Source organism: Flammeovirga sp. MY04 (assembly GCF_001682195.2).
Taxonomy (GTDB): domain Bacteria; phylum Bacteroidota; class Bacteroidia; order Cytophagales; family Flammeovirgaceae; genus Flammeovirga; species Flammeovirga yaeyamensis.
The window spans coordinates 2,612,028-2,625,313 of sequence record NZ_CP003560.2 but is presented as its reverse complement, the minus strand read 5'-3'; the positions used below and the strand labels follow the sequence as shown (position 1 = coordinate 2,625,313).

At 34.3% G+C, this 13,286-nt stretch carries 11 protein-coding genes; 3 read left to right on the top strand and 8 right to left on the bottom strand.

All coding sequences use genetic code 11. The features are described 5' to 3' along the window. Positions 1-179 precede the first annotated feature (179 nt). Positions 180-1,496 carry a M28 family metallopeptidase gene (locus tag MY04_RS10645; protein ID WP_066209502.1) on the top strand — a complete coding sequence of 439 codons (1,317 nt, stop codon included), beginning with the start codon at positions 180-182 and terminating at the stop codon, positions 1,494-1,496. Positions 1,497-1,569: 73 nt separating this feature from the next. On the opposite strand, the gene MY04_RS10640 is transcribed toward MY04_RS10645, so the two are convergent. Beyond that, a complete protein-coding gene (locus MY04_RS10640; RefSeq protein ID WP_066209500.1) occupies positions 1,570-2,499 on the bottom strand; it encodes a hypothetical protein in 930 nt (309 codons plus the stop codon). A gap of 247 nt (positions 2,500-2,746) precedes the next feature. On the opposite strand from MY04_RS10640, the gene MY04_RS10635 reads away from it, so the two are divergent. Together MY04_RS10635 and hemA are read left to right on the top strand one after the other, a co-directional pair. Beyond that, a complete protein-coding gene (locus MY04_RS10635) occupies positions 2,747-3,898 on the top strand; it encodes a DUF3179 domain-containing (seleno)protein (protein WP_066209498.1) in 1,152 nt (383 codons plus the stop codon). Between the two features lie 71 nt (positions 3,899-3,969). Next, a complete protein-coding gene (hemA, locus tag MY04_RS10630) occupies positions 3,970-5,229 on the top strand; it encodes a glutamyl-tRNA reductase (RefSeq protein WP_066209496.1) in 1,260 nt (419 codons plus the stop codon). A 62-nt stretch (positions 5,230-5,291) separates the two neighbouring features. Here hemA and MY04_RS10625 read toward each other — a convergent pair whose 3' ends face one another. From MY04_RS10625 to MY04_RS10595, 7 genes are all read right to left on the bottom strand, one after another. Continuing rightward, positions 5,292-5,747, bottom strand: coding sequence for a hypothetical protein (locus tag MY04_RS10625; RefSeq protein WP_066209494.1), 456 nt, complete (start codon positions 5,745-5,747; stop codon positions 5,292-5,294). Positions 5,748-5,795: 48 nt separating this feature from the next. Further along, positions 5,796-5,987 (bottom strand): hypothetical protein, encoded by a 192-nt coding sequence (locus MY04_RS10620; protein WP_066209492.1) that lies wholly within the window; start codon positions 5,985-5,987, stop codon positions 5,796-5,798. 163 nt (positions 5,988-6,150) lie between these two features. Continuing rightward, positions 6,151-6,909, bottom strand: coding sequence for a hypothetical protein (locus MY04_RS10615; RefSeq protein WP_066209490.1), 759 nt, complete (start codon positions 6,907-6,909; stop codon positions 6,151-6,153). Between the two features lie 88 nt (positions 6,910-6,997). Next, entirely contained in the window at positions 6,998-7,840 is an 843-nt protein-coding gene (locus MY04_RS10610; protein ID WP_066209488.1) for a 1,4-dihydroxy-2-naphthoyl-CoA synthase, read from the bottom strand. Positions 7,841-7,928: 88 nt separating this feature from the next. Then, on the bottom strand, positions 7,929-8,483 hold the full coding sequence (locus MY04_RS10605) for a hypothetical protein (RefSeq protein WP_158297651.1): 555 nt from the start codon (positions 8,481-8,483) through the stop codon (positions 7,929-7,931). A 155-nt stretch (positions 8,484-8,638) separates the two neighbouring features. Then, complete coding sequence (locus MY04_RS10600) at positions 8,639-10,249, bottom strand: amidohydrolase (RefSeq protein ID WP_066209484.1); 1,611 nt, start codon at positions 10,247-10,249, stop codon at positions 8,639-8,641. A gap of 84 nt (positions 10,250-10,333) precedes the next feature. Next, positions 10,334-13,126 carry a DUF7619 domain-containing protein gene (locus MY04_RS10595; protein WP_066209482.1) on the bottom strand — a complete coding sequence of 931 codons (2,793 nt, stop codon included), beginning with the start codon at positions 13,124-13,126 and terminating at the stop codon, positions 10,334-10,336. Positions 13,127-13,286: the final 160 nt, after the last annotated feature.

The following is a 13,286-nucleotide window of genomic DNA, read 5'->3' as shown; positions in this document are numbered from 1 at the left end:
TTTTTAAAGTAAATTACTTTACTTTTATGTTGAAATTGTATGTTATAAGGCAATAAACTTATACATCACAACCTCAATGATTAATGAAACGTGTCACACATCATTAATACATTATGTAGTTTAAAAAGTTTCTAACGATTAAATTCATTAGGGAAAAACTTAACATATCTTCATAGTTCATGAGAATAGTACAAACATTTATCCTTCTTTTTGCATTGATATTCAGCCTTCAAAATGATGTAAAGGCGCAAATTTCAGTCGCTAGAACCCAAGAAATTGTAGATACTTTAGCCAGTAATCAATTAAGAGGCCGATTAGCTGGATCTGAGGGAGAACGATTAACCACAGAATACATCAAAAATGAGTTTGAAAAACTTGGACTTGTTCCTGCAGGTGAGGACGGTACCTATTTTCAGAATATCAAAAAGTTTGCTGTAGAAGGTATTTCTGAATCATTACTTATCAATAAAGAAGCAGTAAAGAGTAATCAATTCTTTATTGATACTGATGTGGAGGAATGGGCATCAAAGAAGAAAAAAGAATTTTCGGTAGTGACGTTAAAGGAATCTGAAAATTTTAATGATAAAAGAAAGGAGTTGATGAAATCGAATCAACCTACTTTTGTTTGGGTGCAAGGCGATATGAATCTAATTGCCATGAAAAAGTTAAAAATCAAACTGTCTAACAAAGAGTACTTGGAAGAAATTGATGGTGCTCGAAAGATTGTTTGGGTAGAAGATATTCCTGCTTCTAGAGAAAAGTTTAAGAAGCTAAGTTTTACTTTCCAGCAAAAGGTCCACAATATCGTCATGAGAAATGTGATGGCCCGATTAGAGGGAAGTGGCCCAAGAGCTAAAGAAACAATTATGATTGGTGCACACCATGATCATATTGGTATTTTAGAACCTATTCAAAACGATTCTATTGCCAATGGAGCAGATGATAATGCATCTGGTGTTAGTGCTGTATTACAATTGGCAGAGTATTTTGCTAAAAGAAGAATGAAATACCCTAGATCGATTTTGTTTGTGACCTTTACAGCTGAAGAAATGGGTTTGGTAGGTTCGGAGTATATGGCTAGCCAAATGTCAGATGAAGAACTGAAAAATATTAAGGCCATGATTAACTTCGAAATGATTGGCAAACCGTCAGTTAATGGTAAAAGAAAAGCATATATGACGGGGTATGATCAAAGTACATTGGGTAAGCAATTGGCACAAACCGTATTAAAAGATAGAATCAACTTTAAAATCTTCGCTGATCCTTATGAGGATATGGATCTATATTTTAGATCTGACAATGCTTCTTTTGTAAAAAGAGGGGTAATTGCTCATACGATATCATCAACTGATATTGATTTTGACTCTTATTATCATACAGTAAATGATGAGGCAGAGACATTGAATTATCAAAATATCGTAGATGTGATTAAAGGAATGGCTGTTGGAATTGAACCTTTGGTAAGAGGAAGATTCACTCCGAGACCAATTAAATAAAAATCTTTTATCACAAAAAAAGTCCTAGTTGATTACATTTTCAACTAGGACTTTTTTTTGTGATTCACAACTACTATTGTGCAGCAGGTGTATATTCTACAGTGATAGGTTTAGCATTTATACCAAATAAAGAGGTAATTACAATTTCGTATGTATACTTTTTAGTATTGTCAATCTCTTTATCTTGGAAATCTAAAGTGATGTTTTTTTCACCTTCAGCCAACTTTGTATCGATGGCTTTTAAGTTTCTACTTGCTTTTACTTTTTCTTTTGTACCTGATTCTGTACGATATACACTATAAAGTCCATAATGTTCAGGTAAAGATGAAGCTTCATATGTAACATCAATCTTGATACCTTTATCGTTCATACCTTTTTCAGCTTTTTTAGAAGCAATTACAGGATCATTCTTAGTTTTTGCATTTAAATCAAATTCTTTGGTTAATACAGGAGTAGTAGCCTCTTTCCCATTTATTACAGGGAATAATCCGTAAGTAACTACTTCTTTTTTAGGATTGATTTCTTTGAATCCAAAACCTGCCATCAAAGCAAATTTATATTCAGCTAAAATGTTCATGTTTACCCAAAAAATCACTTTGGGATTATCAGCAACAGCTTTCATCAATTTTTCGTTAGATAATGAAGCTAGTCCTTTAGCATTCTTTTCAAATTCTTCTTTTTGATATTGCTTCATTTCTGCTAAAAACTCAGCATTGTCTGTAACATTGTCTAAAGCTTTGTCGGCTTTAACACCTGGCGATAAAGGTGTTTTAGTTAGAGTTGTCCATTCATTTCCGGTAGAAGTACTTTTCTTTTTAATGACCATTTTTTCTAAACCAGCAGGCCATTCATTTACTGCCCAAACAACAGACATTCCTTTGCCGTCATGTTCTCCCATTAAATTGTATGGAGATTCTTCGTTTGGAGCATTTTCAGTTCCAGAAGCAAGAAGATTGAATGAAGTGATTAAAAGTAGGGAAGTGATAAAAAATTGTTTTAGCATTGTATAAAAAATTTTAGTTTATAAGTATGATGAAAATAGATGATTAAGATTTTTCTAAAGAAGATTAACCACAAAATGAAGAGATATGTTGGTTATGTACAACAGAATATTAGAGTAGTTCATTTTTATCTTACATCACAAGGATTTTTTACCATTAATATGACTTAAAATAAATGAAGGTTGTAACATCATTTATTACTTTTGTATTCTGCTAATTTTCAACGAAATTGGTAGATAAATTAAATTAATGAACAAATTGGAATTTTTAGGTATGAGAACGGTACGTCTCGTTTTTCTTTTGATGTGTGTTTCTCTTGGTCTAACGGCACAAGTGAATAGGGTGGGTGTGAAAAATGAGTGGACCACTGATCTAAATAAAACCAATTTTAATCTTTGGCAATATCAAGCATTAACTCCAAGAGATGCTTTTAAAGCCATTAACCGACCAAAGTTTTATAACGAGGAAAGAGCCAAAGAAAACTACAAAGGCGACGAAAATGTTGTGGTAGTTTCTCAAGGTAGAGAACATAAAGCCTATCCGATGGAATTCTTGATGTTTCATCAAGTAATTAACGATAGAATCGGAGGCATGCCAATAGCAATCACTTATTGTCCATTAACCGATGCCGTTAAAGTCTACGAAAGAAGATTTGAGAAAAATGGTTTTCAAAGGGAGTTGGTTTTTGCTCCTTCAGGAATGATCCGAATGAGTAATATCATCTTGTATGATGAACAATCTGAATCTTGGTGGCAACAATATACAGGTAAATGTGAAACCGGCGAACTAAGAAACCAACAATTGGTAGAAAGAGGTTGTATTCGAATGACCTTAAATCAGTTCTACGAAAATTGTAAATACGGTCTGGTTTTACGTTTTGATGAAAAAGATGAACTTTTACCTTACGGTATCAACCCTTATTATAAATACGATAATGTGCTGACAGAAAAGCCACTTTATCTAAATCACATGCCTAACGAACGTTTGATGCCAATGGAACGCATTGTGACGTTATACCTTCGTGGCGATCGAATGATTTATCCATTAGAAGAGGTAAGAAAGAAAAAAGTAATTAACGATACACCTAAAGATATGTACGTAACGATTTTCTACATAGACGGAAGTAAATCGATGCTGGAAGAAAGAGAAATCAAACAATCGAAAGTAATCGGATCTGCAGTAGCTTATTCCGCATTATACGATGGTGTTTGGTTAACTTTCTCTTATAAAAACGGTTATTATATTGACGAACAATCTCAATCAGAATGGAATATGATGGGAGAGTGTATCAAAGGGCATTTTAAAGGAGGAAAATTAACACCTATTTCCACTTCTCAAAGTTTTGCTTTTCCAGAGTTAGAGTTTTACTCTAATAGTTTGATTTACAGTATTAATTGGTAATCAATTTAAATAAACCTATATTTTACGCTACATAAGTAGTATTTTTGTACCCAGACCCTTATTAAACAGGTATGAAAGATTTCAAGGCAATACGATTATCTTATAAAAATACACCTCTCGAAGTGAGAGGGAAATTATCGTTATCACAAGACGATTGCGAACAGCTTCTAAAGACGTATCAGAACGATGAACGTCTAAATGAGTTGTTGTTTGTCTCTACGTGTAACAGAACAGAGGCATATTACATTGCCGATGAAGATATATCCGTAAGCTTAATAAATAATATCTGTAAGGTAAAAGAGATTGAGGATACTGAAGCAAATCAATATTTTGAATCGGTATGTGATCCTAAAGATGTCCAAAACCACTTGTTCCGCGTAGCAATGGGCTTGGAATCGCAAGTAGTAGGTGATATTCAAATCTCAAGTCAGGTTAAAAGAGCCTATCAATGGACGGCCGATCACGAAATGGCTGGTCCTTACCTTCACCGTTTGATGCATACTATTTTTAATGCCAACAAACGTGTGCAAATCGAAACAGAATTTAGAGACGGTGCCGCTTCTGTATCTTATGCAGCGGTTGAAATGTTAGATGAGCTTACTTCTGACATCAACGATCCAAAAATTCTAGTTGTAGGTTTAGGAGAGATTGGTACGGATGCTGTAAGAAACCTTCAGAACACTTCAATTTCTGATGTAACAATCATGAACCGTACGTTTAGTGTGGCAGAAGAATTGGCATCAGAAACTGGTTATAAAACAAGACCTTTTGAAGAACTTTGGAAAGCAGCAAAAGAAGCAGATGTTATTATCTCTTCTCTTCCAATTGCTGACTACTTCAATAAGGAAAACATTTCCTCTTTAGATATCCTAGCATTTAAATGCTTCATGGATTTATCAGTTCCTCGTTCTGTAGCTGAAAATGTAGAAGAGATTCCAGGCGTTATTGTGTACACCGTAGACGATATCAACGCTCGTGCTGATAAAGCTTTAGAAAAGCGTATCAAAGCGATCCCTCATGTAGAAGCCATTATAGAAGCCTCTTTATCAGAGTTCAATAAAAGAACTCAAGAGATGGAATTCTCGCCTATCATCAAAGGATTAAAGAATACCTTAGAAGAAATTAGAGATAAAGAAGTTCAGAAATACGATAGTCAGCTTTCTTCTAAAGAGAAGAAACAAGTGGATAAGATTACGAAAAACTTACTGAATAAAATTATGAAAGTCCCAGTACTTCAACTAAAGGCCACTGCATCGGCCAATAAAAAAGAAGGGCAAAAGATGGGCAAGATCATTACGGATCTATTTGATATAGATTTGGAGAAAAGATAAGAACTGTATTTGTAAGGACGTTGCACTGCAACGTCCTTTTTATTTATGAGGTAGAAGGTAGGTTAAACCCCATTTTTCTTTTTATATTTTTTCATGCTTTTACTCAGCTTAATATTATTAGCAGGGTTAGAACAGTAATTGATTAATAAATCTATTCCACCTTTTTCAATTTGTTCAGGAGTCAATTTTTTATCTTTATTCTCCAAAACTACCATGGTTTGTGCTGCCATATATAAAGCCATATATTCTTGCTTTGAACCAATTAATTGCATTCCTTCTTGAGTAACTGTAAAGGTATAGTCTGGAGTTCCAGACATCCATTGTACTATATAGCTTGCACCCGCTTGTCTAGTTTCTTTTTCATGAGTGACAGGATTATTAAATAGAAATGAACAGATCTTTATTACCATTGGTTCTGCTTTTTTGTAGTCAGATTTTTCTTTTAGTTCAATAATATCTTGACCAAATGAACAAATGGAAAATAGTAATAAACCGAATAGAATAAGTTGCTTTTTCATGGTTTTAATAGTTTAAAAAAATGTTTTTGTTGTATTAATATCGACTTTTTATTGTGCTTTCTTTCGAAGTTTGTTTTGATGTTGGCCTAAAAACAAATCAGTTCCATGCCACGAGGCCATCTCTGAACGATATAATAATTTGCCTTCTTTTTCAATATGTGTAGCTGTTTTAGTAAGATCTTTTTGCCCAAAAGCATTTATTGAAAAAATAGATAGAAGGATAAAAAATAGTTTGTTCATGATACTTAGTTTTGCTTTATAATTGAGAGAATAAATACTTCTCGGTATCTAGGACTTTAAGTTAGTTAATTTATTTGGTAATACAATGATAATTAACGATATATGAAAAGGTTTTGCATAGCCCTAGTACGGACGTTGCACTGCAACGTCCCTACCAGAAAAATTAATCAATCTGCCCTAAAACAGCGTTAATTTTATCTTTTAATTCAGCACCATTTTCGTAATCTGGAATTAAATTTAGGGTAAAACCTCTTTCTAACTTGAAAAAATGTCCTTCTCTAAAGTTAAAATCACGGCTGCTTTTGATACCGATAAATTTGTTGTTTTTAAAGATGATAGATAGTCTATCTAAAGGAGACGGGTCTACTACAAAATCTTCATATACACCATAAAACACAAAATCATCATGATTGAAGACATCTATTTCTTCAAAACCTAATTTTTTCAATTTGGGAAGAAATTCTGTTTTAGTGTGATTTTGTGCAATTAAAGTAAATACTTGATTTTCCAAAAGACTCTCTTTTTTAATATTGTCTTTAAAAGTATACCCTGCATAATAAAAGCTTTCTTCATCGGCAAACATTGGTTCGATTTTACTCTTTGTCGTACCAATCCATTTTCCTTTTGAGTATATCTTTTCATTGGCAGGAATAAAGCCTTGGTATCCTTTATTATCGATCCATATTCCGATTTCATACCAATTGTCTTTCATTAAACCAAGATCAACTGCAACACCATCATTAAGGCTCAATTCAACAATACCATTTTTTTTATCTCTGATATTCGCCGGACCGTCAATGATTTCGTCTTTATAATAAATCGTTTCTGCTTCTTGGTTTTCATTTTTTGATTGTTGTTCTGAAGTTCCAGAATCGCATGAAAAGAAGAAAATCGTTAGAAGGAGTAGTTTGAAGTATTTCATTGTTTTAGTTTAAAATAAAAAAAAGAATTTGTCATCCATTTAAGTAACGATGACAAATTCTTATTCATATAATTATTAGATAATTTTATCAAGGGAATTTCGGGAACTTCGAGAAGTCTCGTTTTCTCTTCTGAAGGAAAGCATCTCTACCTTCAATCGCCTCATCAGTACCATAGGCTAAACGAGTCGCTTCACCCGCATATACTTGCTGACCTACCAATCCATCGTCGATTAAGTTAAAGCCAAACTTCAACATTTTGATAGCTGTTGGCGACTTAGTCATAATTTCTTGTGCCCAATCGAATGCCACTTGCTCCAACTCTTCGTGAGGAACTACTTTGTTTACCATGCCCATTTCGTAAGCCTCTTGTGCAGAATATTCAGCACCTAAGAAGAAGATTTCTCTTGCTCTTTTTTGACCTACCTGACGTGCTAAGTAAGCAGAACCAAATCCACCATCGAAACTTGCAACATCGGCATCTGTTTGTTTGAACTTTGCATGTTCTTTACTCGCTAAAGTCATATCACATACTACGTGTAAACTATGGCCTCCACCAACGCACCAACCTGGAACGACAGCAATCACCACTTTATTCATAAAACGAATCTGACGTTGAACATCCAAGATATTGAATCTATTCACGCCATTCGATCCTTTATAACCTGTATTTGATCTCACACGTTGATCGCCACCAGAACAGAATGCCCAACCACCATCTTTTGGAGAAGGACCCTCACCAGTAATCAATACCACACCAATTTCTTGACTTTCATGGCAAATAATTAAAGCTTCCCATATTTCATCAACGGTTTTAGGTGTAAATGCATTTCTGCATTCAGGCCTGTTAATTGCGATTCTCGCTACACCATCCAAACTCTTGAAGGTGATTTCCTCATATTCCTTAATTGTTTTCCACTCTAGATTTGCCATTACAAAATTAGTTTGTGTTCGATTCGTACAAATGTAATGACTATAGACTAAACTTCGAATAGGTTTTTTAATATTTAAGAGGAAATGTTTAGTTGTTTAATTTTTGAAGTTGCCCCATCTTAATTTCCAATCCATTCAGTTGATAGTACAACGCTTCTCCTTTTAAAACCAATCCACCTCTCACTGTTCCATTCACCCCTTTATTCGATATTACTAAAACATAAATGTAACTACTTGAATTAGGCTGAATCTCTTTATTCATTTTAGTTGATTTACCTAAGTTGTTTATCAAATAATTTTCCACATCTAAACCATACATAAATTGTGTTTTCTTCTCTTCTGTCATACTTTCTGATGGAAGGTAAAAAGAAAAATTCACCTCCTGATCTTCAGGTAGGGGATATACATCTGATGGAAATTTTAGAGAAAGATGTAGAGTAGAATCAGAGGTGTTGATCACCTCAGAATAAAAGACCACATAAGTATATTTCGACCCATATTGATCTGTGTATTTTAACCCACCTTTAGGTAAACTATTTTTGATAGTTATTTTTTGATGTTCATAGCTGTATTCTGTATCAATATCTTGAGCAAATAGTGATATTGTTAGAAAGTAGAAAAGAAAGAAGGAGTAGGTTTTCATTAGTGGAAAATGATAATTCTTGATGCCTGAAGATAAAAAAATACCCATCGTTTTCCAATGGGTATTCTTTTGACTCAATGCTTTTCCTTATTTTGATTCATATACAGTATTTCCATTCAATACAGTTTTTAATACTTTCGTTTTATGGATGTCATTTACATCAATGCTAAAGATATCTTGATCGACGATGATGAAATCAGCTTTTTTCCAGCTTCTAAACTACCGCTTATGTCCTCTCTGAACATCACATAAGCATTATTTATAGTAAAAAGCAACACTGCTTTTTCAACTGAAGAAGTGTAACCTCTCGGTTGCATATCTTCTCCTACATTCTTACTAGTTACAATGTTTTGCATCATTTCCCAAGGTGAGAATACAGGTCCAGTTGGGTAATCAGCACCCACGCCTACCATAATGTCATCTCTTTGATACAGTCTATCGTATCGGTAAATTTCATTAAATCTTTCTTCACCTAAAGCGGGTTTGATATAGCTTTTTGCAAACTCATCCAAAGGTTGCCATTGAGGTTGTACCTGAAGCACAATTCCTAACTTTGCACATCTATCAACATCCTCTTTCTTAATTAAATCAACATGAGTGATAACGTGTCTACCTTTTTTAATCGACTTTTCTTTATTTATTTCTTCTAAACAATCAATGACTCTTGAAATACCAGCATCTCCCTCAGCGTGTACATAGATTCTATTGCCATTATCAATAAGATATTTGAAATTAGCTAACAGCCTTTCTTTAGAATAGTTGGCTACTCCAATACACGTATGTGAATGCTCACAATCAGCATTTTCATAAGGCTCAAAAAGGAATGCTTTATCCGTTGGAATACCATCAATAGCGAATTTTACCGTTTTAGAAGTTAACATTTCGTTTCCTTCATAGAATCGCTCATCTAGGCTTTTATTATTAGTTTCATCATCAATAGGAGATAAATGTACTCTGTTGTATTCCATTCTTACAGTTAGTTCTCCTTTTTGATATAACCTTTTATATACATTATCCGCTCCCTTAGCAGAAAGAGCAGCAGCATCTTCAATACCAATAAATCCAACACTATTACATCTATCCAAAATAGCTTTCATGGCAATTTCTTGTTGATCTTCAGTCAGGAGTTCTGGAGTAGCTAGAAAACCAGCAGCGATATGTGCCTTTTCTCTAAAGTGTCCACTTGGAGTTCCATCTTCAAAACGATCATAAGAACCACCGTCAGGATCAGGAGAGTTTTTATCTACTCCAAAATGTGACATAGCTTTTGTTGAATACCAACCTGTGTGTTGTGACTCCTCACAGATAATAGCAGGTCTTCCACCCACAAGTTCGTCTAAATCTTGAGCTGTCGATTTATCAAAATGTTTGATTTTATACCCGTTAGCTAATACCCAAGCATCTTTGGGTTGTTGATCTGCAAACTCTTTGATTTTTCTTTCAGCTTCCGATTTATCTTCCACACCAAACAAGTCTAATACAAACGTCATGTTTGGGCCTGCAATAGTGGGGTGCATATGAGAATCGTACAATCCAGGAAGTAATAATTTTCCTTTAAGATCGATCACTTTAGCCTCCTCAGATTTCCATTCTAAAGCTTTATGGTCATTTCCGACATACTCAATTTTATCATTGTTAATGACCATCGCTGTAGCCCATAGATAATTCTTATCTGAAGTGAAAATTTTTCCGTTGATATAAATATCTTGTGCGAATGAGGTAATCGACCAAAATATTACGATTGATAAAGTAATTATATTTTTCATTATCGAAGTTCTCTTTTTTAGATTTTGTATTCAATAATGAAAGGGGATTTCATTGTGAAATCCCCTAATTAAATTTTTATCTTTTTACTCTATAATCAATTTCCTTACACCCCAATTTCCATCTCCTGAAGTATACCTCAAGAAATAAATGCCAGAAGGTAATTCCTTCACAGAGAAACTCTTCGATACCTTTTCTTTTCGGAGCATCAGCTTGCCGGAAGAATTTGAGATTTCCAAGGTTACAAGTTGCTCTGATTTAAAATAAACCATCTTGCTTCCTTTAATAGGGTTAGGGTAAAAGACAATTCCTTGATCTATTTCTTCTACAGACGAACTAATAATTTCATCATCATCCTCTTCTTCACCTTCTTCCTCATCCTCTTCTTCAAGAGGTGGAGGATTATACACCAACGTAGTTACTGTATTGGTCACAATTGGTTTATTGAAATCAAAATAGATGTAAGCTGTATTCTGAATACTATCGCCTTCCACTAATGTTGTTTTTGGTGATACTTGATAGTTGATGTAACCGTGACTATTCGGTTCATCGACAATACTATCTGGGAGAAGGATGTTTTCGAAAGTGAAGACCACTACATTAGAGTCGTACCATACGGCTTCAAAATCGTGAGAGACACTTAGCACTTCAAACGTTTCTAAGTCCAGATTATCTGATAAAGTATCGAGAATATACACATTAAATGCGGTATCTGTTCCCGTATTTTGGAACCTGATCAAATAGTCGAGTGGAATACCGGCTTCTACTTCTTCTGTGGTGATACTGTCTCTAGCTTGTTTGTCGTTAGGGTCGTAGGATCCTGTGACAATAAATTCAACAGATTCAGTATTGTTCTCTGCATTATCATCTTCAATTCCATCAATTTCCACTTCAGCAATCATCTCTACTTCCTCTCCGAAAGCATCTAATGATGTTCTTCCCCAAAGATCAATTTTATGCAATTCGCCTACATTCATCTTATCTATCGTGTAGGTAATTGTTTCTTCGTTTGCAGAAAAATCTGATAGGGAATCGGCCAACTCAAAGGCAGGGATAGTTAAAGTGACTTCCACATTTTCTACTTGTTCTGTACCGTGGTTGAGCACTTCGACAACATAACGCATATAAAAGCCAGGTCGAGCACGGGTGAAATAAGGGATTCTTACATATAAATCATTCACCTCTTTGTTGGATTGAAGAGGGATGTCTTGAACAATTTTATCCGAATAATCTGAGGTAGCTACTTCGAAAGTTTGGGGTACAGCATCAAAATGTTCGGGTGTACTTACTGTTGCCGTAAATGATCCTGTGTCGCTTAAAATCGCATAATAATAGCCATTTTCATCAGTGGTAAAGACTTGTTCGCCTGGATTAAAAGTAATTTCTAAACCTTCGAAATTGTTCTCGTCATCATCCTTCACTCCATCTTTATCATAATCGTAAAAAACGTTGCCATATACTGTTGGGAAAGTCGGACAATCGTTTGGATTATTATCTGGAAGACAAACTTGATACTCGTCTAAAGTAAAGAAGAAATTAGGACCCAATGCGTTTAAATAGTCTACCATAGTTGTTGGTATATTAGAGATACACTGCACTCCAGTATTTCTATAATTTAAATCTCTAATCGAATTAGGAAGCCTTGATAAACAATTCAGATTAGGGTTGTTCTGTACATTAAAATCGTGTAACTGATGTAAAAACGATACATCAATACTTGTCAAATCATTTTCTTGAAGACGAATGGTTTCTAAGTTTTTATTGTGAGAAAAATCGACCTCAGTTAATTGGTTCCCGTGGGCATCGAAATAGTATAAACTATCCATGCTCGAAAGGTCCAATGCTGTAAAATCGTTATCACTTAAATACAAAGCGAACATCTGTTTTTGATCTGAAAGATCAATTCCTGTATAGTTGTTTTCCCATGCACGTAAACGAGTGAGACTATCGCAGCCTGTTAGAATTAGAGTGTCCATTTCGTTAAAATGGCAATCGACTCTCTCCAAGCTTTTCATTCCTGTTAGGTCGAGACTTTTAATTTCATTATAGCTACAACTTAATGTTTTGAGCTTGGGTAAGTGATTGACATCTATACTTTGAATAGTATTATGAGAAAAGTAAAGCTCCTCTAAACTAGGCAATGTAGCAAAGGTATAATGACTTGGTAAATTGGTGTATGAAAACGTTAAACGCTTCAGACTTTCCTGAGTGGAAAGGTCCAATTCTGAGATGTCGGCTTTACTTAAATAAAGCTCTTCAAGCTTCGTCAGACCCGTAATGTCAAGACTTTTTAAACCGTTTGATCCAATGTTTAGCCTTCTCAGATTTACGCAAGGTGAAGCATCAACGGTATCCAAGTCATTGTAAGCCATATCCAAGTGGAGCAGCTCAGTAAACATCGTTAAATCAATCGTCTCGAACTTATTGAATGTGATATTCAAAAACTTCAGTTTTTCCAAACCAGTGAAATCGAATGTCCCCAAATTCAATTGCTCAATATCTAAAGTATCGAGATGCTCGAGATTTGTTACATTCACATCACTAAAGTTATTTACAGATGCATCTAGATAGACTAAATTAGGCATCATGGTAAAATCCATTGCCACACCTTTTACATTTAAATGTAAGTTGTGAGAGATGTCTAGCCATTTTAGATTGATAAAACTTTGCAGACCCGTAAAATCATAAATATCCTTCTGATATAGATTTAACTTGGTGACAGCCTCTGCTTCTGATACCTGAATGATACTGTCGTTGTTCGTATCATACCCTTTTTTAATTAATTCATGTAAGAATTTTTCGTCTGGAATGTTTACATCTTGTGCATAGACAAGAGGGGTTAGCAGTACTAACCATAATAGCAAAAGAGAAATTTTCATAATAGTAGTTGAAAAAAAATAATTGTAAGTAGCAATAAAAAATTAAATCAATGAAAGTAATATTGTCGTATGTTCAGTCAAAAACAAAGCCATAAATGACTTCTAATTTGATGGAAGAATACATATGAAGTTATACTTAATAATCGTAAACGAATAAGTA